This is a genomic window from Psychrobacillus soli, from assembly GCF_006861775.1.
Lineage (GTDB): Bacteria > Bacillota > Bacilli > Bacillales_A > Planococcaceae > Psychrobacillus > Psychrobacillus soli.
The window spans coordinates 103,965-124,692 of sequence record NZ_VDGG01000001.1; the positions used below are offsets into that span (position 1 = coordinate 103,965).

At 37.8% G+C, this 20,728-nt stretch carries 25 protein-coding genes and 1 pseudogene; 4 read left to right on the top strand and 22 right to left on the bottom strand.

Annotated features, from left to right (window positions below):
• Positions 1 to 75: 75 nt before the first annotated feature.
• The 6 genes from FG383_RS00400 to FG383_RS00425 form a co-directional block, all read right to left on the bottom strand.
• Positions 76 to 471, bottom strand: coding sequence for a DsrE/DsrF/DrsH-like family protein (locus tag FG383_RS00400; RefSeq protein WP_142604868.1), 396 nt, complete (start codon positions 469 to 471; stop codon positions 76 to 78).
• Positions 472 to 500: 29 nt separating this feature from the next.
• Positions 501 to 1,064 carry a sulfurtransferase TusA family protein gene (locus tag FG383_RS00405; protein WP_142604869.1) on the bottom strand — a complete coding sequence of 188 codons (564 nt, stop codon included), beginning with the start codon at positions 1,062 to 1,064 and terminating at the stop codon, positions 501 to 503.
• Between the two features lie 64 nt (positions 1,065 to 1,128).
• Complete coding sequence (locus FG383_RS00410) at positions 1,129 to 1,425, bottom strand: rhodanese-like domain-containing protein (RefSeq protein WP_142604870.1); 297 nt, start codon at positions 1,423 to 1,425, stop codon at positions 1,129 to 1,131.
• A gap of 25 nt (positions 1,426 to 1,450) precedes the next feature.
• Positions 1,451 to 1,798 carry a rhodanese-like domain-containing protein gene (locus FG383_RS00415; RefSeq protein ID WP_142604871.1) on the bottom strand — a complete coding sequence of 116 codons (348 nt, stop codon included), beginning with the start codon at positions 1,796 to 1,798 and terminating at the stop codon, positions 1,451 to 1,453.
• A gap of 66 nt (positions 1,799 to 1,864) precedes the next feature.
• A complete protein-coding gene (locus FG383_RS00420) occupies positions 1,865 to 2,128 on the bottom strand; it encodes a metal-sensitive transcriptional regulator (RefSeq protein ID WP_036197604.1) in 264 nt (87 codons plus the stop codon).
• 449 nt (positions 2,129 to 2,577) lie between these two features.
• Entirely contained in the window at positions 2,578 to 3,402 is an 825-nt protein-coding gene (locus FG383_RS00425) for a cupin domain-containing protein (protein ID WP_142604872.1), read from the bottom strand.
• A gap of 403 nt (positions 3,403 to 3,805) precedes the next feature.
• Between FG383_RS00425 and FG383_RS00430 the strand changes: the two genes are divergently transcribed.
• Together FG383_RS00430 and FG383_RS00435 are read left to right on the top strand one after the other, a co-directional pair.
• Positions 3,806 to 3,952, top strand: coding sequence for a DUF7695 domain-containing protein (locus FG383_RS00430; protein WP_246096770.1), 147 nt, complete (start codon positions 3,806 to 3,808; stop codon positions 3,950 to 3,952).
• A 162-nt stretch (positions 3,953 to 4,114) separates the two neighbouring features.
• Positions 4,115 to 5,172, top strand: a pseudogene (locus tag FG383_RS00435) (tyrosine-type recombinase/integrase).
• 84 nt (positions 5,173 to 5,256) lie between these two features.
• Here FG383_RS00435 and groL read toward each other — a convergent pair.
• Together groL and groES are read right to left on the bottom strand one after the other, a co-directional pair.
• Complete coding sequence (gene groL, locus FG383_RS00440; protein ID WP_142604873.1) at positions 5,257 to 6,888, bottom strand: chaperonin GroEL; 1,632 nt, start codon at positions 6,886 to 6,888, stop codon at positions 5,257 to 5,259.
• A gap of 37 nt (positions 6,889 to 6,925) precedes the next feature.
• Positions 6,926 to 7,210, bottom strand: a complete 285-nt coding sequence (gene groES, locus FG383_RS00445; RefSeq protein WP_093274211.1) for a co-chaperone GroES — start codon at positions 7,208 to 7,210, stop codon at positions 6,926 to 6,928.
• A 186-nt stretch (positions 7,211 to 7,396) separates the two neighbouring features.
• On the opposite strand from groES, the gene FG383_RS00450 reads away from it, so the two are divergent.
• A complete protein-coding gene (locus FG383_RS00450; RefSeq protein ID WP_142604874.1) occupies positions 7,397 to 8,110 on the top strand; it encodes a CPBP family intramembrane glutamic endopeptidase in 714 nt (237 codons plus the stop codon).
• Positions 8,111 to 8,147: 37 nt separating this feature from the next.
• Here the strand turns inward: FG383_RS00450 and FG383_RS00455 are convergent, their stop codons facing one another.
• Positions 8,148 to 8,792 (bottom strand): redox-sensing transcriptional repressor Rex, encoded by a 645-nt coding sequence (locus FG383_RS00455; protein ID WP_142604875.1) that lies wholly within the window; start codon positions 8,790 to 8,792, stop codon positions 8,148 to 8,150.
• Positions 8,793 to 8,923: 131 nt separating this feature from the next.
• Between FG383_RS00455 and FG383_RS00460 the strand changes: the two genes are divergently transcribed.
• A complete protein-coding gene (locus FG383_RS00460; RefSeq protein ID WP_142604876.1) occupies positions 8,924 to 10,858 on the top strand; it encodes an ABC-F family ATP-binding cassette domain-containing protein in 1,935 nt (644 codons plus the stop codon).
• A gap of 370 nt (positions 10,859 to 11,228) precedes the next feature.
• On the opposite strand, the gene tsaD is transcribed toward FG383_RS00460, so the two are convergent.
• From tsaD to FG383_RS00525, 13 genes are all read right to left on the bottom strand, one after another.
• Positions 11,229 to 12,248, bottom strand: coding sequence for a tRNA (adenosine(37)-N6)-threonylcarbamoyltransferase complex transferase subunit TsaD (tsaD, locus tag FG383_RS00465; RefSeq protein WP_142604877.1), 1,020 nt, complete (start codon positions 12,246 to 12,248; stop codon positions 11,229 to 11,231).
• Positions 12,245 to 12,706: a ribosomal protein S18-alanine N-acetyltransferase gene (rimI, locus tag FG383_RS00470; RefSeq protein ID WP_142604878.1), complete on the bottom strand. Its 462-nt coding sequence runs from the start codon at positions 12,704 to 12,706 to the stop codon at positions 12,245 to 12,247. Before rimI ends, tsaD begins: the two co-directional genes overlap by 4 nt.
• Positions 12,696 to 13,382, bottom strand: coding sequence for a tRNA (adenosine(37)-N6)-threonylcarbamoyltransferase complex dimerization subunit type 1 TsaB (gene tsaB, locus FG383_RS00475; RefSeq protein WP_142604879.1), 687 nt, complete (start codon positions 13,380 to 13,382; stop codon positions 12,696 to 12,698). Before tsaB ends, rimI begins: the two co-directional genes overlap by 11 nt.
• On the bottom strand, positions 13,379 to 13,831 hold the full coding sequence (gene tsaE, locus FG383_RS00480) for a tRNA (adenosine(37)-N6)-threonylcarbamoyltransferase complex ATPase subunit type 1 TsaE (RefSeq protein WP_142604880.1): 453 nt from the start codon (positions 13,829 to 13,831) through the stop codon (positions 13,379 to 13,381). Before tsaE ends, tsaB begins: the two co-directional genes overlap by 4 nt.
• Before the next feature lie 128 nt (positions 13,832 to 13,959).
• Positions 13,960 to 14,370 carry a YugN family protein gene (locus FG383_RS00485; RefSeq protein ID WP_142604881.1) on the bottom strand — a complete coding sequence of 137 codons (411 nt, stop codon included), beginning with the start codon at positions 14,368 to 14,370 and terminating at the stop codon, positions 13,960 to 13,962.
• 279 nt (positions 14,371 to 14,649) lie between these two features.
• Positions 14,650 to 15,474 carry an urease accessory protein UreD gene (locus FG383_RS00490; RefSeq protein ID WP_142604882.1) on the bottom strand — a complete coding sequence of 275 codons (825 nt, stop codon included), beginning with the start codon at positions 15,472 to 15,474 and terminating at the stop codon, positions 14,650 to 14,652.
• A 1-nt stretch (position 15,475) separates the two neighbouring features.
• The gene (gene ureG, locus FG383_RS00495; protein ID WP_142604883.1) at positions 15,476 to 16,087 is read right to left on the bottom strand and encodes an urease accessory protein UreG; all 612 of its coding nucleotides are present in this window, start codon (positions 16,085 to 16,087) and stop codon (positions 15,476 to 15,478) included.
• Between the two features lie 21 nt (positions 16,088 to 16,108).
• Positions 16,109 to 16,795, bottom strand: a complete 687-nt coding sequence (locus FG383_RS00500) for an urease accessory protein UreF (RefSeq protein WP_142604884.1) — start codon at positions 16,793 to 16,795, stop codon at positions 16,109 to 16,111.
• Positions 16,788 to 17,243, bottom strand: a complete 456-nt coding sequence (ureE, locus tag FG383_RS00505) for an urease accessory protein UreE (RefSeq protein WP_142604885.1) — start codon at positions 17,241 to 17,243, stop codon at positions 16,788 to 16,790. Before ureE ends, FG383_RS00500 begins: the two co-directional genes overlap by 8 nt.
• A gap of 9 nt (positions 17,244 to 17,252) precedes the next feature.
• Complete coding sequence (gene ureC, locus FG383_RS00510) at positions 17,253 to 18,965, bottom strand: urease subunit alpha (protein WP_142604886.1); 1,713 nt, start codon at positions 18,963 to 18,965, stop codon at positions 17,253 to 17,255.
• A 4-nt stretch (positions 18,966 to 18,969) separates the two neighbouring features.
• Positions 18,970 to 19,284, bottom strand: a complete 315-nt coding sequence (locus tag FG383_RS00515; RefSeq protein ID WP_142604887.1) for an urease subunit beta — start codon at positions 19,282 to 19,284, stop codon at positions 18,970 to 18,972.
• A 16-nt stretch (positions 19,285 to 19,300) separates the two neighbouring features.
• Positions 19,301 to 19,603 (bottom strand): urease subunit gamma, encoded by a 303-nt coding sequence (locus FG383_RS00520; protein WP_142539785.1) that lies wholly within the window; start codon positions 19,601 to 19,603, stop codon positions 19,301 to 19,303.
• 593 nt (positions 19,604 to 20,196) lie between these two features.
• The gene (locus FG383_RS00525) at positions 20,197 to 20,637 is read right to left on the bottom strand and encodes a hypothetical protein (RefSeq protein WP_142604888.1); all 441 of its coding nucleotides are present in this window, start codon (positions 20,635 to 20,637) and stop codon (positions 20,197 to 20,199) included.
• Between the last annotated feature and the right edge of the window lie 91 nt (positions 20,638 to 20,728).

Genomic DNA, 20,728 nt, shown 5'->3' on the forward strand with positions numbered 1-20,728 from the left:
AGTGGAAGGGGTTTACCCTTCCACTAGTCTTTCTAACGATTTAAAATTAAGCGTTTCATAATTTTATACTTGGTATTAGAATGTTAAAGTAGGAGCTGCATCTTTAGCGAATTCAAGGAATGTTACAGCGCCACCTACTTCAATACCATCAATAAAGTCTTCTTTTGTTAAGCCCATGACGTCCATTGTCATTTGACAACCAATGAATTTAACACCCATTTCTTGAGCCATTTCTACTAATTGTGGAATGCTTGGTACGTTTGCTTTCGCAAATCCTTCTGCAAAGTGTTCACGACCTTCAGGCATAGGCAGTTGTTGCATTCCTTGTTTATGGATTAAATTTAACCCTTCAAATGTAAAGAAGATAGCTATCTCTTTTTCTGTTGCTGCTGCTGCTGTTGCTATATTAAATACTTTATATGCGTCAAAAAGACCACCGTTACTTGCGATAATTGCTACTTTGTTAGACATAATAAAATTCCTCCAGTTAATTTAATTTTTTATAATTTTTTTGATAAATCGCCGTTCCAAGAACTCATTCCTGGTAAGACGTTATATACTTTCGTAAATCCATTTTCAGCTAATTTTTGTGCAGCTAAATCACTGCGAGTTCCTGTACGACAAATCACAAAAATTTCTTTGTCTTTATCCAGCTCATTTAAACGAGCTTCTAAATCACTCATGGGAATTGATTTAGAACCTTCGATATGACCAAATGCATATTCAGCTTCTTCACGAACATCTAGAATCATACCACCGTTAGATGCACGGTCTATAATCTCTTCATTTGAAATTGTTTGTTCAAATGTTTTTTCTTCTATTTCTTCGTTACTACTTTTACGAATATAATGAAGTAACACATCATTTTCATCTACTGTTCCTATATACTGATGGCCAACACTTTCAGCCCATGCTTTTAAATCAGCCATTGAGCCTTTATCTGTTGCTTGCACTTCTAATATTTGACCATCCGCTAGATTGCTAATTGCTTTTTTCGTTTTCACAATTGGCATTGGACAAGCCAAGCCTTTTGCGTCTAATTGTACATCAGCTTTAATAGCCATATTTCACAACTCCTTTATACCTGCAAGGGTATTATTTTATTCAAAAAATTATTGAAGACAAAGTTTATTCAACTTTACCTTCCCATGAAAGCATTCCACCAGTCATATTTGTTACGTCAAAACCTTGACTTTCTAAATATTGTGTAGCTTGGCCACTGCGTCCACCAGAACGGCAAACCATAATATAAGGTTTACTTTTATCAAGTTCATGCGTACGGAATTCAAGTAATCCCAGCGGAATATGAATAATACTAGGAATATGCCCTGCATTCACTTCATCCACTTCACGCACATCAATTAGATTTAGCTTCTCGCCATTTTCTATATGTTGTTGAACTTCTTTTGCACTAATTTCTTTCATTGATTAAATCCTCCTTTATTTTCTTTTAACCTCTCCAAGAACTCATGCCCCCACGGACATTCGTAACTTTTTCATAACCTAACTTTTTTAATTTTTTACATGCTTGTACGCTTCGCATCCCACTCTGACAAATCACCACTATTTCTTTGTCTTTTGGGAGCTTCGATAAATCAGATCCTAAAGGAATATTTTTAAACTGATGTATGTTTCTGCCTTTATATTCAGTAGGAGTACGAACATCCACAAATACTCTATCCTTATCATTCAACATACCCTTTAGAGTATCAGTTGAAATGGTTTTTGTACCTTTCGTTGGTATCATTCGCCAAGCAATAAATAGAATCGCAACTATTATGATTATCCAGGCTTCCATTTAATCTCTCCTTTATACCTACAAGGGTATTTTATGATTTAAAAATTAAAAGTCGATTAAAATAAATTAACGACTTTTTACAAATAGATTTACAGCTTCTTGTACCGATTCATTTAATGCTTCCTCATCACCGTTAGCATTTTGGATACATTCAATTAAGTTTTGACTAACAATTAAACCAATTGAACGATCCACTCCTGAACGGACAGCTGAAAGTTGAGTGATTACATCCTTACAGTCTTTTCCTTCGTCCATCATTTTTAAGATGCCTCGAAGTTGACCCTCCATACGTTTCACTCGATTTCTTACTTTATCGTCATATGAATTCAAGTAAGTTGCCTCCTTAACAGATTTACTCATTGCTGATATACACATAATATACCCCTGTAGGTATAATGTCAACAAATTAAATTATTAATTTTAATACACCTAATATCTTTAGATAATTTATTGGTACTAATTGTGGCTTGGACCATACAATTGTTTACATATGAGAAACAAAAGAAGTTGTTAAAGTTTATTATTCAGAATACTCAGTAAAATGTATCAAAATCACCAACAGTATTCAGCAAATTTTGTGTGACAAGGTATCCTCATAAAATAAGTGTTCTAAGTATAAAACAGAGAAACACAAGATAAAAGTGTTTCTCTGTTCAAGTATTGCACTTATTTGTTTAAATGAATTACTTCAAAATATCTTCTGCATTTAAAACGTTTAGCCAAATAGATAAAACTCTAACATTCTAATTCATCTATTGGCTATATCTATTACATTTTTTCTACATATTTTTACTTTGTTGAAGAAGTTTAGAATTCCCTGTCCGTTCCCATTCTTCCACTGTTTCATATGCTTTTTCAGGAGAATATCCTTTTCCTACAAGAACCCCCATTAGAATAAATTCTTGAAGAATATGAGTAGCATTTATTCCTCTTGAAACATCCTCTAATCCTTCATTTACCAAAAATTCAATGTACCGTACCCATTCATCTGGAGTCTTGCCAGAAATAACTGTATTTCCATTGCTATGGCCTTCACCTTGTTCCGCAGCCATCGCATCTGCTTTAGTAACATGAATAGTTCCGAATGGGTGGTTAGGCGGAGCATATATTGAATAAAGCTTTAATGGAATATTACCTGTATTTGTTAGATTATGCCATGTTCCAGCAGGTATCATGATTGCCGAATCATCCTGTACATTTCTTTTAAAGTTTAAATTATCTTTATTCCTGCCCATTTGAGTAAAACCCTGCCCCTGTTCAATACGTAAAAATTGATCAACATCTGGATGCATTTCTAGTCCGATATCTTCTCCTGGATTTAGACTCATTAATGTAACCTGCAAATAATCTCCAGTCCATATAGCAGTTCTATAAGTATTGTTTTGTTTCGTTGCTTCATTAATATTAATGACAAATGAGTTTGGTCCATAATCTCTTAATACCATTCTATTATTACCTACGGGGGCATGAAGAGAACCAAATTGAGTTGCATGAATCATCTCATTAGGATTAGTCCAGCAATTCGATTTTACACTAAAATTATACATTGGCACATTAACATAGTAAGGGTTTTGATATGGATACCCATAAGGATTATAATACATTTTTCCCACTCCCTTCACAGATTTCTCTTACTATCATATGCTACTGTTTTAGGTACGTCCCTAACCAATAACAAAAATTAGTTTTATGCTTATCCAATAAAAAACCGAATTTATAGTTTGACTAGCTATAAATATGTGTTTACTTTCCTCAACAATCTGGCCCGATTGTTGAACACAAGTTAAACAACACCCTTCAACTAACCGTTAGTTTTAAGTATACTTTTTCACAGGCTGACCACAACTGATTAATGAGCCTTGTATTTAAAATAGCTTTTCAAAGAAAATATTTATTGTGTACAACTAAGTTACATTAATTTTAAAATACAATTATACTTAGAGAGAGTAGCTGTGGCAGAGACGATGAAGAAAAAATTAAAAAGAAATCGAATACGGTGCAAACATTGTGGAGATACAATCGAAAACTACTCATGACTTTCACTTATGCACATGTGAGGCAGTAGGTATTGATGGCGGATTGGACTACCCAAAACGTATTTTCGGTTCATACCCAGAAGAAGAACATTACGAAGAATTATCGGAATACGAGTGAAGAGAAGGAACATGTTTTCATTGAAACATGTTCTTTTTTACTTGTCTGTTCTCTTTCTAACATTTTTAGCTAATTAATACTTTAATCATAGGAATCGTTAACCTTCAAAATGGAAATAATGGATATCAGTAATAAAAATACTATGGAAAGCGAGGTCATTCAATGAAAGGACATTTCTACAAAAGAGGTTGTTCGTGCAAGAAGAAAAGATGTACTTGTGGTTCCAAATGGGCCTTTACAATCGACATTGGAATAGATCCGATTACTGGTAAAAGGAAGCAAAAGATGTGAAGCCCGGAACGATTCGAGTCCGGATTTATGAAATCAATAAGTTGTTGCCCTACTTTTCTCAGCTGAAATTGAAGGACATCACAAGTAAGAGATACCAGGATGCATTGAACGATTTAAAGGACAGAGGATATTCTGATAGTACAAGGGAGGGAATACACCTAACTGGAAAAATGATTTTTCGGAAAGCATTAGAGCTGGAGCTAATCAAGAAAGACCCTACTGAGTTTGCCTATCTAAAAAAGGATAAAAAAACAATCGAGCAATTGGAGGAAGAAGAAATACCAAAGTACTTGGAAAAGGAAGAGCTTGCAATATTATTAAAAACCGCTAAGAAGCAGGGGTTGGAGTTAGACTACTTAATATTCCTTATCCTCTCATACACAGGAATTCGTGTTGGGGAATTAGTAGCGCTCAAGTGGAAAGATATTGATTTCGTGAATCAGACAATCAGCTTTACCAAAACATATTGCAATCCCAATAATAATACAGTTAAGTTTCTATTGGTGACACCAAAAACGAAAAAATCCAGAAGAAAAGTCGTTGTCGATGAGGTTGTGATAGAGGCCTTAAAGGATCACAAAGAAAAACAAGAAAAAATCAGCGAACAGTTAGGAGATGCTTATAATAATCAGCACTTTATCTTTGCAAAAACTGAACGACAGCCTGGATATCCAATCGTTATCAAAATGGTACAACTTAGAATGGCAAGACTGCTGAAACGGGCAAATTTAAATCCTGAATTAACCCCACACTCTTTACGACATACCCATACATCACTTCTTGTATAGGCGGGTGTAGCACTTGAACAAATTATGGATAGACTTGGTCATTCAGATGATCAAATCACCAAAAACGTCTATCTCCACGTTACAAAAGAAATGAAAAAAGAAGCTTCCCAAAAGTTTGCACAACTCATGAGAAGCCTCTAAATTATCCTCTATGTTAGCAAAATGTTAGCATTTCACTCTCACCTTACATACAAACCCATACATATCAAGGGTTGAAGCGGCTTATTACATCATGCCGCCCATGCCACCCATATCAGGCATGCCCATTCCGCCGCCTGCTGGTTCTGGAATGTCTGCTACTACTGCTTCTGTCGTTAAGAACAATGCAGCTACAGATGCAGCGTTTTGAAGTGCTGAACGAGTTACTTTAGTTGGGTCCACGATTCCAGCGTCGATCATGTTTACCCATGTACCGTTAGCTGCGTTGAAACCAGTACCGATTTCTTCGCGTTTTAGACGGTCCACTACGATTGAACCTTCTAAGCCAGCGTTGTTTGCGATTTGACGAACTGGTTCTTCAAGCGCACGAAGTACGATTTTTAGACCAGTTGCTACGTCGCCTTCTTGAGCTGCAGCGATTTCCGCTACTTTGTTGTACACGTTTACTAGTGCAGTACCACCACCAGAAACGATACCTTCTTCTACAGCTGCGCGAGTTGCGTTTAGCGCATCTTCAATACGAAGTTTGCGTTCTTTTAGTTCTGTTTCTGTTGCTGCTCCGACTTTCACTACTGCAACACCACCAGCAAGTTTAGCTAAGCGCTCTTGTAGTTTTTCTTTGTCGAATTCAGAAGTAGTTTCTTCTAATTGCGCACGGATTTGACCTACACGGCTAGCGATACGATCTGATTCTCCGTTACCTTCCACAACTGTAGTGTTGTCTTTTGTAACGACAACTTTTGAAGCTCGTCCAAGTTGTGTAATATCTGTAGATTTTAAATCTAGTCCTAAATCTTCTGTAATTACTTCAGCGCCAGTTAGGATAGCAATATCTTCTAGCATTGCTTTACGACGATCTCCGAATCCTGGAGCTTTTACAGCCACAGCATTGAATGTCCCGCGTAGTTTGTTTACAACTAGAGTAGCTAATGCTTCCCCTTCTACGTCTTCAGCGATTAGTAAAAGTGGTTTGCCTTGTTGTACAACTTGCTCTAACACTGGAAGAATTTCTTGAATGCTAGAGATCTTTTTATCTGTAATTAAGATATATGGATTGTCCAAAATTGCTTCCATTTTATCTGAATCTGTTACCATATAAGGAGATGCGTATCCACGGTCGAATTGCATACCTTCTACTACGTCAAGCTCTGTAGTGAATCCTTTAGATTCTTCAATTGTAATAACTCCGTCGTTTCCAACGCGTTCCATAGCTTCTGCGATTAATTCGCCAACTTCAGAATCTCCAGAAGAGATAGCCGCAACTTGTGCGATCGATTCTTTACCTTCGATTTGTTTAGAAATTGCTTTTAACTCTGTAACTGCTGCTGCAACTGCTAGGTCGATTCCTTTACGGATTCCAACTGGGTTTGCTCCAGCTGTTACGTTTTTCAATCCTTCACGGATCATTGATTGAGCTAAAACAGTAGCAGTTGTTGTACCATCACCAGCGATATCGTTTGTTTTAGAAGCAACTTCTGCAACTAGTTTTGCACCCATGTTTTCAAATGCATCATCTAACTCGATGTCTTTTGCAATTGTTACACCATCATTAGTAATAAGTGGTGAACCGAATTTTTTTTCAAGAACGACGTTACGTCCTTTTGGTCCAAGCGTTACTTTTACAGCGTCTGCAAGTTTATCCACCCCACGTAGCATTGCACTACGAGCGTCTTCACTGAACTTAATTTCTTTTGCCATGATTTAGTTACCTCCTAAGTTTTGTCTCTATTTTTTATTAGCCAATTACTGCTAGAACATCGCTTTCGCGTAATATTAAATATTCAGTGCCTTCATATTTTACTTCTGTACCTGCATATTTAGAGAAGATAATGCGGTCTCCTTCTTTTACGTCCAATTCTACACGAGTGCCGTTATCAAGTACTCGTCCAGAACTTACAGCAACTACTTTCCCTTCCTGTGGTTTCTCTTTAGCAGAGTCTGGAAGAACGATGCCGAATGCTGTTTTTTCTTCTACTTCGATTAATTCGATTACGATACGATCACCTAATGGTCTTAACAAGTGAAACAACCTCCCTAAATTTGTCGAATTTTATATTATTAGCACTCTTACTCTTCGAGTGCTAACACACTTATAATAATAATTAATTACAGAACATTTTGCAAGTAAGAAGGCTAACTTTTTCTTTTATCTCTTATTTCCTTTACAATAAAAGAAGATTGTTAATATAGAGAGGAATCATTTTACATGAAACAACAAAAAACCGGATTATACATTTTAATCATCTACTGTGTGATGCAGCTTTCAGGAGCTCTTTTTGTACCACTCCTCCATAAATTAATGCAAACAATGGATGTAAAAGATCCTGTGCTTACCACTTTCGGTTGGTGGGTATTCATCAGTATGGGAATCGCCACCCTCGTTACACTGCTCATTATTCGTAAAGATAAGACGTTCCTACGCCCATTAAAAGGACAGCAAGCTACTTTAGGCAAAGCAATCGGGTGGGGTATCATTGGGTTTTTCCTTGTTTTTTTTGGTCAAATTATTGCAGCGAATTTGGAGCTTGTACTTGGAGTTGAACCAGGTTCTGCAAATACGGAGCAATTTATAGAGATTGCGCATAGTGTCCCTTTTGCCATTTTTTCTATCGTTATTTTCGCTCCTATATTAGAAGAATTAATTTTCCGCCGTATCATTTTCGGTTCTTTATTGCCTAAAACCAACTTTTTTGTTGCGGCGCTTGTTAGTGCAATTGCTTTTGCAGTCATACACTTTGAGTTTACACACCTCCTACTATATGCGGTGTCTGGGTTTATATTCGCGTTTATTTATTACAAGACAAAACGCATTATTGCATCAATTATTTCCCATATGTTACTGAATGGATTTGTGGTAATTGTCCAATTTTACGGTGAAACGATACAAAAGTTTCTAGAAACCTATTCACAAATGCCTTAAAAAAAGCCTTCCATCAAGCAGTTGGAAGGCTTTTCTTTCATTCTTCAGTATGTTCGTTTCGTATTAAGTAGATCAGTGTTTGCACCTCGACAGATAAGTCAATCGTATGAACACGTATTGTTTCTGGAACAGCTAATCTAACCGGAGTAAAGTTCAAAATACCTTTAATACCGGTTTTCGCTAAACGATCGGCTACTTCTTGTGCAGAGCGGCTTGGAACTGTACAAATTACTAATTCAATCCCATACTCGGCAAGTTTCGCTTCCATCACACTTGGATGAAAAACAGGAATATCACTTTTAATTATTCCTTCTACTGGTGCTTTCGTGTCAAAAGCAACGACAATTTTAGTATTATGATTTTTCTGGAAATTGTACTTAAGGAATGCTGTCCCTAAGCTACCTACACCTATTAATGCTACATGCGCTGCTTCGTCTTGATCCAAAGTCTTTCGGAAAAATTCTAGGAGTGTCTGCACATCGTAGCCGTATCCTTTTTTACCGAGTGCACCAAAATGCGAGAAATCTCTTCGAATCGTTGCGGAATCTATTTTCATTGCTTCGCTTAGCTCTTGGGAAGAAACTCGTTTATGCCCTGCATTATGAAAGCTTTGTAAAAATCTATAATATAAGGGAAGTCTTTTCGTTGTTGCTTGAGGAATTCTTGGAAGTTCAGGTCTCATGAAAAACCCTCCTATTTCATTGGTACAAATCGTTTTTATATTACTAGACATTTCCTTCCTTGTAAAGCTAGGTCGTTGCAACGTACCGTCCTATCTATTACACTTAGGATAGAATTGAGGTGCGAATAATTGTGATTGTTTTACAAGTCAATCAAGTAACAAAATCCTTTAACGGAGAAGATATATTAACAAATGTAAAGCTAGAAGTGCAAGACCGAGATCGTGTTGCACTCGTCGGACGAAACGGTGCTGGAAAGTCTACTTTACTTAAAATAATTGCCGGTGAAATGTCGTATGATTCCGGCGATATCATCATGCCAAAAACTGTACGCCTCGGCTATTTAGAGCAGCATGCAGGACTTGAATCGAAGCTTTCCATATGGGATGAAATGAAATCTATTTTTAGCCATTTAATCGATTCGGAAAAAGAACTGCGTTCACTAGAAGCACAAATGGCAGATCCTTCTATATATGAAGATGCCGAAAGCTATGCACGCGTCACTGCAGCGTACGATGAATTACAACTTGCTTTCAATGAAGCAGGAGGTTACCGATTCGAATCGGACATTCGCTCTATTTTACACGGGATGCAGTTTTTCCCTGAAGATTATGAGAAACCTGTACAAGCATTATCTGGTGGGCAAAAAACGAGACTGGCACTCGCGAAAATGTTACTCAGCAAGCCTGATTTACTTATCCTAGATGAGCCAACGAACCATTTAGACATCCAAACACTTAGCTTTTTAGAAAATTATTTAAAAAACTATAATGGGGCCATTTTAATCGTTTCCCATGACCGATACTTTTTAGATCAAGTCGTGAACTTTGTATATGAAGTTTCTCGCCATAATGTAACTAGATATGTAGGGAATTACAGTGCTTATTTAGATGACAAAGCGAAAAACTATGAGCTCGACAAAAAGAAATTCGAGAAACAACAGGAAGAAAAAGCAAAATTAGAAGACTTTGTGAGCAAAAATCTAGCACGTGCTTCCACGACAAAAATGGCACAATCTAGACGGAAAGTCCTTGAAAAAACAGACTGGATGGATGCCCCAGATGGCGATGAAAAATCGGCTACTTTTGGATTTTCAATCGATCGCCCAAGTGGTAATGATGTATTACGATTAGAGGAAGTTTCCGTTGGATATCCAAACAAAACAGTCTCATCGAATATTTCATTTTCCGTCTATAAACAAGATCGAATTGCACTCGTCGGACCGAATGGTGTTGGAAAATCCACTCTACTGAAAACACTGATGAAACAATTGGATACTAATGCTGGGAAAATCCAATATGGGACAAACGTTCAATTTGGTTACTATGACCAAGAACAAGCCGCACTCACTGGCAATAAAACCGCATTACAAGAACTGTGGGACGAATGGCCACTGATGAATGAAAGAGATGTCCGAACTGTTTTAGGACGCTTCCTATTTAGCGGCGATGATGTACAAAAAACAATTGCTACCTTATCAGGCGGAGAAAAAGCAAGACTTGCACTAGCTAAATTAATGCTACTAAAAGCGAATACACTTGTACTAGATGAGCCGACAAACCATTTAGATTTAGATAGTAAAGAAGTACTTGAAAATGCATTACTCGACTTTCCAGGGACCATTATTTTTGTATCACATGACCGCTATTTTATTAACCGAATCGCAACTAAAGTGATTGAGTTATCTAGCGATCAAGCGACCTTTTTCTTAGGAGATTATGACTACTACTTGGAAAAGAAAGAAGAACTAGAAGAGCTTGCAGCGGAAAATGCTGTTATAGAGAAAACAGTTGTTGTGAAGGCAAACACTTCCACAATTGATAAAGAAGCAAAAAAGAAGGAACGTCAATTACGTCGTCAACTGGAAGAGCTAGAAGCACAGATTCCAAAAGTGGATTCCAAGATAGCTTCTATAGAAGAAAAACTTTGTGATCCAGCAATATTCCAAGACCACGAAGCAGTACAACAATTGCAAGTAGAACTGGATGCATTAAAAGAAACACAAGATGAATTGTCAAATGAATGGCTAGAGTTACAAGAATTAATAGAAGAAATAGCTTCAAACTAAAGGGATTCCTATGAAGGGAATCTCTTTTTTGTAGTTTGTCACGTTCAACTATTTATTGCAAAGTTGAATGTCGAATTTTGTCTATATATGTTGGTCAAGTACTTTTTTTCTCGATTTCATTTTCCACAATCTTATTCACATGAAAAAACTAGTAACACCAACATATCAACAGACTTATACACATTATCCACAGATTTCAAACTAGACTATCCACATAGTTGTGTGCAAATGAGACACAATATATAGAAAATACAAAACTTATGCACATCTTATCCCCAGTCTGTGCATAAGTACGAATGTTCCCTATTGACAAGTTGAAATATACCTGTTAAAAAATCCCCTTTTCTTGTCGAAGAAAAGAGGATTTCCGTTAGTTCCAACTATTTAATTCCATTCCTGGTCGACCATTCATCGACATATCACTTGTTTTTCCTGCAGAAAACTTAGAATTTCCTGCCGCAGCAATCATTGCTGCATTATCTGTACATAATGAAATCGTAGGCACGTAAAATGGAATATTTTCTTTTTCGAATGTTTCTTCGAGTGATTTTCGTAGTCCTTTATTCGCAGCAACTCCACCTGCTGCGATTACTTGTTTCACGTTAAATTCTCTTGCTGCACGTAGTGTTTTTGCCGTTAATACTTCAATAACACTTTCTTGGAAACCTGCTGCTAAATGATTAGGATTAATCTCTTCTCCTCGTTGCTCTGCATTATGTTGATAGTTAATCACGGCAGATTTCAGGCCACTAAAGCTAAAGTCGTAAGATCCTTCTTCCAACCATGCTCTAGGAAAAGGCACAGCTCCGTCACTCTCATTAGCAAGTCGGTCAATATGTGGCCCACCTGGATACGGCAAGTTTAATACTCGAGCTACTTTATCGTACGCTTCGCCAGCCGCGTCATCGCGTGTTTCTCCGATTAGTTCGAACTGACCGTCTGCTTTCATTAATACTAATTCGGTGTGCCCCCCCGATACGACTAGTGCCAATAGCGGAAACTCCATCGGTTGCACAAGTGCATTTGCATAAATATGGCCAGCAATATGATGCACTCCAACTAATGGAAGGCTGTTTGCAAATGCAAAAGCTTTTGCGGCATTTATGCCGATTAATAGCGCACCTACAAGTCCTGGTCCTTCTGTAACTGCAACAGCATCTAAATCCTTCGGTATCATATTTGCTTGCTTCAACGCTTCTTCGATAACAATCGTAATTTGCTCCACATGATGTCTGGACGCAATTTCAGGTACAACTCCACCGAAGCGCTTATGGCTTTCGATTTGGGAAGCGACTACATTGGAAATGATTTCATGTCCATTTTTTACGATGGAAGCAGCCGTTTCATCACAGCTCGTTTCTATTCCTAATATATATTGATCTTTTATCATTTGAACTCCACCCACATGACAAGAGCATCCTCTTGTGTATCTGTATAATAATTTTTTCGTATGCCACCATCTTGGAAACCTAGTTTATAATACAAGTTTTTGGCTATATCATTCGTCACACGTACTTCTAGCGTCATTAGGACAACATCTTGTTCTAACACTACACGAATCGCTTCACGCATTAAGCCTTCGCCAATTTTCAGTCCGCGCATACGCTCTGAAACGGCCACATTTGTTATATGACTTTCATCCATGACAATCCACATGCCACAGTAACCAACGATTTCTTTCGTTTCTGTCTCTGCCACAATATAGTGCGAATACAAATTCGTCGTCATTTCATGCTCAAATGCTTCTCTTGTCCAAGGTGTTGCAAAAGCTTCTTCTTCTATTAAAAGTATTTGATCTATATCTTCCAATGTCATTTTTCGATACGTAATGGTTTGATTAGTTATCATTTTTCTTCTGCTCTTTCATCCAGTTTGCCTCTGCTTCTGTTATGCGTAAGTATTCGGGCACGGTCGTGTGCGCTTCTGTTGGTTGTTGCTTTTTAGCAAGTTCGATTAGAACAGCGGCACTTGGTAACGAGAATGCTGCATTGGCACGCTCGACTTTATCACCAAGCACTTCTTTTATTTGTTCCCAATGTATGTTAACGTCCATCCCGACGAATAAAACCGGTTGTCCCATTTCTTCCACTGTTTTTAACAATTCTAGAAGCGACATATGTGCCTCTTTCACTACTTCCCCATTCGTATAAATTCCTGCGAATACATTGCCACGTCTTGCATCCATAATCGCGCAAACAATTCCAGGGAAATAGGCTGCATTCCCGGCTAACACTTGCAAACTTGATACCGAAACAATCGGTACGTTCAGCGTCCATGCAAGTGTTTTTCCTATTGTTACACCAATTCGAACACCTGTATAAGAACCCGGTCCTTTCGCCACAGCAATCGCATCTATGTCACTAGGCTTAATATCTGCTTTTTTTAATAACGCTTCAATTGTAGGCATTGCTCCAATGGAATGCGTAATTTTAAGGGACGACTTAAATTCTGCAAGTACTTGGTCATCCTTTACAACAGCTACAGCAAGCGGAGTATGGGATGTATCTATTCCTAACCAAATCATTCAAAAAGCTCCTCACATAATCGTTCATATCGTTTTCCAAACGGGGTAAACGTAAATTTTCGCTTATCATCTTCTAACCGGTGAATTTGGATTGCTAAACGCTCCGGTGGCAAATCTTCGTTTATCAAATGAGCCCACTCGATAATACTCACTGCCTCTCCGTAAAACAACTCGTCCCACCCTAAATCCTCATCGCTATCTGCTAAGCGATATACATCTAAATGGTTTAAAGGCAGTCTGCCCTCATATTGCTTTAAAATAGTAAACGTCGGGCTATTCACATTCCGTGTAATTCCAAGACCTTTAGCTATACTTTTGGTGAACGTTGTCTTCCCCGCCCCTAAATCTCCTTCTAGCGTAAGCACATCACTGGACGCTAAAAGTTCGGCAAGTTGCTGAGCAAGCTGTTCTGTCTCCTGTTCCGAATTAATCATACGTTCATATATCATTAGTCGCTATCCTTTCAAGTACTTATCTGTTTGCTTCTATTATAAAGAAATAGTAGCAGGAATGTAAGTAGACAGCCCTTAAGCCAAAAAAAATCACTTCGCGAAATGGCGAAATGATTTTACTTTCATTAGTGCACGAAACGTACAATTTCTTGTACTGCCTGTTCTCCAGCATGCACCCATCTATTTTTATCCTCAATTTTACCGTCTTTGTCGAGAGGTTCTTGGAACTGATTGAACCCGCTAGAAGTTAATAATGCATTTTCATCCCTATCTAAGCCAACGTTTACGACGTGCTTAATAACATAAGGAGTTTGAAATCTTATATATGCTTCTTGATGGTCTAAGTCACCTTCAAGTACTTCGAATGGAAGCCTTAAATAGATGGTCTCTCCTGCTTCACGCCATAAAACATTATCGAAGCTTCCTTTATGATAATCCCAGTTCCCTCCGATACTATACCCCAAACGTTGGATGCTACTTTTTAATTGTCCAAAGTACGCTTGCTTTCCTTCTAAATCTGTTTCTAGTTGTAACATAATCGTTTCACTCCTTATTAAATACTCTGTTCTATCTTCACCAAAAAAGAATGATTCAATTCAAGCGAAAGAAAAAATGCGTAAGTGCTGTTTTAGGAGTTGGTTGCTTTCATCGGTAACTTGGTTGCTCTCGTGCTAAAATGGTTGCTTTCCGAATAGAATTGATTGTTTTCAATGAACGATTGGTCGCCCTGATCCATTATTTTACAATTTTCTAAGCAATGAAAAAAGATCGATCAAAGGAGTCATCACTCCTTTAATCGATCTATTAGTAATAGTTTAATACTTTCTTAATGATAAAGGTTTTTTAGAAAACCATTCCCTGCGAATAAAGGAAGTACATAATGCTAGTAATTCTTCAATTTGTTGCGTGGAAGAAGCAAGAATCCGAATCGTAAATCCTGACTCATGAAGCATGGACATACCTATTTTACAATCCCCGATTTGACTTTCCAACTCTTCGTACAATTGATTAAGAAAACTAGTTGTACATCGCACGTCCACTACAATCATGGAACCTAAATGCGTAAAGTTTTCCATAAACCCTATATCCTCTACTTGTGAATCACTAGGTTGTAAATTTAAATGATCGAAAGCAATCAATTGGTCTTCCATATATATTTCATTTTTCAAGCGAAGTTGTTCATACTTAAACCACTTTCCATCTGGAGACCAGCCTGGCGTTAATATATCCGTATAAACAAGTGTGGATCCTCTTTCCATTCTAATTACTGTGTTTTGGTTATACCTTGCGTCCCGATAAGCAATGAGAGGATCTGGAATGTATTCGAGGACACTACCCTTTTTTAATATAAATTCCGTTTCCTGTAGTACTGGTGCAGTTGGCGTTCGATATACTTTCGTGGCAGATTGAGTAGTTAATATTAACTCTGCCTGCTCTTCCAGCGTCACTTCTATTCGATAACGGTCACCACCGACATAACCACCACCAGGATTTACGATAAAAAAACACGCCTGTCCCGTATTATCCAGATAGTTCGGGCGAAGTACCTTCAATGCACCTTGGAAGTACACCGTTTTTGTGACAGTTTTTTCTTTCTTTTTCTCCATCACAAGTTGTAGAATCCCCGTCCAGTTTTCCATCTTATTTCAATCCTGAAAGTAACGCATTTTTACGAATCCAATCCATTACTTCTTCTAAACCTGTATTGTCTTTAAGATTTGTAAAAATGAATGGTTTGTTTCCTCGAAACACTCTTGTATCCGAAGCCATCACGTCTAAGTTTGCACCTACATATGGAGCAAGATCAGTCTTATTGATAATGAACAAATCAGATTTAATCATCCCTTGTCCACCTTTACGAGGAATTTTTTCTCCTTGCGCAACATCAATAATATAAATGGAGAAATCAACAAGCTCAGGACTAAATGTTGCTGCTAAGTTATCTCCACCACTTTCGACAAAGATTAAGTCTAAATCAGGGTGACGCTTTTTCAAATCTTCAATTGCAGCGGAGTTCATCGATGTATCCTCACGAATAGCAGTATGCGGACACCCTCCTGTTTCAACCCCAATAATACGATCTTCTGGAAGAATACCATTTGTCATTAAAAACTTTGCATCTTCTTTTGTATAAATATCGTTCGTAATAGCAGCCATACTGATTTCATCTGCCATATGGCGAGTTAATTTTTCTACTAACATTGTTTTCCCAGCACCTACTGGGCCACCTATTCCTATTTTAATTGGTTCCATTTTTAAATAATCTTCCCTTCATTAAGACATGAATATGCGAATATTCACACGCTCATGTTTCATCTGCGATATTTCTAATCCTGGCGCCACAGCCCCAAAATCGTCTTCGTCAAGAAGCGCTATCTTATTCGTGGCTTCCTCGATATATGTTTGAAACTCTCTTAATAATTGTTGTCCGGCCGTTTGACCTAATGGTATGCCACGAACTGCATTTTGAACTAAACCTGAAATAGAGGAATAAAGAAACGCTGAAATCCCCAAATTTTGTGGGACTTCCAACTGAAAAGCGATGATGGAGAATACAATGGCAGGGTGTGCAAATGACACTCCTTCTGTTACACGTTGCCTATAAGTTTGCAGGAGAGGGCTTGGATATAAATCTAAGCCTAAAGTGAGCATTCTCTCTCCCATTTTGTTTGTGCCTTCCCGCGTTTCACGAGCTAAGTTTTGAACCGTAATACGTCGGTCCAATTCCCATATTTTCTCCAAATCATCCGTCGCCAATGCCTCGTAAACAAGTCTACTAGCAAGCCCATCCGAATAGACTAGTTGCTCATCTAAGTACATTTTGAGCCATTTAGAAAAACTCGATTTATCATGTACTTTGTTTTCTTGAATATACGTCTCCAAGCCGAACGAATGACTAAATCCCCCGGTCGGCAAATTAGAGTCGCATAATTGAAACAAAGACAACAAGTAATTAGTCATGACTATGTCCGATATGGCGGAAGGCTTGCTTCACTTTTCGTTTCTCACGCGAGAAAGGAATTTCAAGCTGTTCTAATAACTCCTCTACCAAATAATCATATTGAACGAGCATTTGGTCTTCTTCAAACTGAGCAGGTAAATGTCTATTCCCTAATTGATGGGCGATTGTCCCCATTTCATGCATGCTTCGGGGCGAGATAATTAATAAATCATCCGGAAAAACTTCAATGATAATCATATTTTTCTCGTCCATGTACAGCACGTCACCAGCTTGCAAATCTTTTGCTTCCTTTAAGCGAATTCCGATTTCTTTGCCATGGTCAGTTGTGACTCTTTGAATACGCTTTACAAGGTCACTACTTTCCAAATATATTTTTTCTTTATGTGTACTTTCCAAAATTTTTGGATCTATTTGATCAATATGTGTTACTACTTCTTCAATTATCATTTCGTCACCTCAGAATAAGAAATATCGTTGCCCCATTGGAACTGTATCCACTGGATCACATGTTAGAAGCTCTCCGTTTACACGTACTTCATATGTTTCTGGATCTACGTCGATTTCCGGCGTCTCTCCATTTAGTTTCATATCTTTTTTCGTTAAATTACGAATACCACGTACAGGAAGAACTGTTTTTTGTAAGCAAAGTTTTTCGTGCACACCAGCTTCATATGCTGCAGTCGAAACAAATGTAATCGATGCTTTATATTTCGCTCTTCCCATCGTTCCGTACATAGGACGATAGAGAATAGGCTGTGGAGTTGGAATAGAAGCATTCGCATCTCCCATTAAGCTTTGTACCGCAATTCCACCTTTAAGAATCATGCTTGGTTTTACACCAAAAAATCTCGGTTCCCACAAAACTAAATCTGCGAATTTCCCTACTTCAATCGATCCTACGTATTCAGAAATTCCGTGTGCGATTGCAGGGTTAATCGTATATTTTGCAACATATCGTTTCACACGATTGTTGTCGCCGATTCCTTCGTCCCCTTCAAGCTTTCCGCGTTGTTTTTTCATTTTATCCGCTGTTTGCCATGTACGAATTAGCACTTCTCCAATACGTCCCATAGCTTGAGAGTCCGAACTAGTTATACTAAAAACTCCTAAGTCTTGTAGAATATCTTCAGCAGCAATTGTTTCCGCACGAATACGGGAATCTGCAAAAGCTACATCTTCCGGAATATCAGGGCTTAAATGATGGCAAACCATTAACATGTCTAAATGCTCGTCTATAGTGTTTACAGTAAAAGGAAGGGTAGGATTAGTAGATGCAGGTAGAACATTCATCTGACTCGCTACTTTAATAATATCAGGGGCATGTCCACCACCCGCTCCTTCCGTATGGAACGTGTGAATCACTCGATCTTTGAACGCAGACACTGTATTTTCAACAAATCCACCTTCGTTTAATGTATCCGTATGAATCGCGACTTGAACATCGTATTCGTCCGCAACTTTTAACGACATGTCGATGGAAGAGTAAGTTGCACCCCAATCTTCATGTACTTTCAAACCAATTGCACCAGCGCGAATTTGCTCAGCAAGTGGTTCTTCTGTTGCCGCATGACCTTTCCCTAAGAAACCAACATTGATCGGCATATCTTCTGCTGCTTCTAGCATACGATGCATATGCCATTCACCTGGAGTTACCGTCGTTGCTTTTGAACCTTCAGCAGGACCAGTTCCTCCTCCGATTAATGTCGTAAGTCCAGCTGTCAGCGCCGTTTCAATTTGTGCCGGGTTGATAAAATGCACATGTGTATCAATACCACCAGCTGTCAAAATTTTATGTTCACCGGCGATTATTTCTGTAGATGCACCGATCACGATATCTACATTATCCATTAATAATGGATTTCCCGCTTTTCCTATCGCGACGATTTTACCATCACGAACCGCGACGTCTGCTTTGTAAATTCCTGTATAATCTAAAACAATAACATTCGTAATTACTAAATCTGGAATATTTTCATCACGTGTTGCAAGTGGATGACTCCCCATTCCATCACGAATTACTTTACCTCCACCGAACACAACTTCTTCACCATAAGTTGTGTAGTCTTTCTCAATTTCGATAAAAAGTTCAGTATCCGCTAGACGAACAGCATCCCCAGTTGTTGGACCGTACATAGAAGCATACTGTTGTCTTGTCATTTTGAAACTCATCGTATTACCCCCGATCTAATGATCCTTCAGTTTTATTATTCAATCCGTAAACGCGTCTTTCTCCACCAAAAGCAACAAGTTCTATTTCTTTTGGATCACCTGGTTCAAAGCGAACAGCCGAACCTGCTGGGATATTCAAACGAAAACCAAAAGCCTCTTTTCGATTAAATTCAATCCAACTGTTAATCTCAAAGAAGTGAAAATGCGAACCAACTTGTATAGGTCGATCTCCATTATTTACAACTGATATTATTTTCGTTTCTTTTCCTTCATTACAAACAATGTCTTCCTCTTTTAAAACATATTCTCCAGGTATCATGTCGAAATCCTCCTTCTTAACGAATTGGTGAATGTACAGTAACAAGCTTTACGCCATCTGGGAATGTGGCCTCCACTTGTACATCGTCGATCATCTCCGGAACACCGTCCATCACATCTTCCGCTGATAATATAGTGGCACCATAAGCCATTAGTTCAGCTACCGTTTTTCCATCACGAGCACCCTCTAATATTTCGTACGTAATGAGTGATACTGCTTCCGGATGATTCAGCTTTAAGCCTCTTTCTTTTCGGCGTCTTGCTAAGTCTGCTGCAACGACGATTAATAATTTTTCTTGTTCGCGCGGTAACAAATGCACGGCATTTCCTCCAATCGTAAAATGAAATAGTTTTATCTCATTTTTTAGTCTATATAGTAGATTGAAAACGGTATTTTCTGATAACATAAATACATTTTAATAACCTGAAAGTTCTCCTTTTCGCATGAAAAGTACTAGTAAAAATTCCTATAAATAGGAAGCGTCTTTCAGAGGTAAGTTTAGGTTAATAAATAATAATTTATACAACAAAAAGAACCTATAAGTTAGAACGCACAAAAATAGTGGCATTCTTATAGTTTATTTATAAAATAACTATTCAGAGAGTTTTGCGCTTTTGCATTTTGTTATGAGCTAAAGCCTTATGCATTGCGCTAAGTTCCCTTCAATTGTATGCAGCAACTAGTGCTTTCGTAAGTTAAAAGTTCTTTCTGATAGATTTAGTGGATTTAGAAGAAGCCTGCCTAAAATAAGCAAGCGGAGGAAGGTAATGTTACTTTTCATCTTTACAGATTATGTACTCATGTATATATCTGAAAACAAATTTCAATCACTATTTTTTATTATAGTTACAGTTGATACATATGTCTATTTAATAATTCAATAATAGAAAGAAAGACAGCACATAGGCTGTCTTAAGATAAATATGGTCCAAGTTTTTTTAACACTGCAGCTTCCACTTCATCCGAAAGGATTTCTTCCGTGTGATGGCTAGGTTTTGGATCAAACCAACTAATTTCTCCATCCTTAAAATGACCTTTGAAGGTCCTATCATCCATATTGAAACTAAATTCAATGACCTCGTGAGGCAAACCTTCGAAGATTCTTTCCACTTGAAAATTATCCATTAGTATAAATATTCCTAGCTCTTGTTCTATTTTCTTCAGTACTTCCTCCTCTATCTCATGAGGAAGCGTATCTTCTACAAGCCGCTCAGGTTTTGGATGAAACCAATTAATTTCTCCATCTTTGTAATGCCCTTTGAATGTGTTGTCTTGAAAAGAGAAACTAAATTGTATTATATTATGAGGCAAGCCTCCAAAAATTTCTTTTTCATATTGAAAATTTTCTATCATAAAAATCCTCCTTTCGACACTCTCATAAATTACTTAATTCAATTATACCCCTTTTTTATATATCGAACCCTCCTTATCATATTTTATCAGT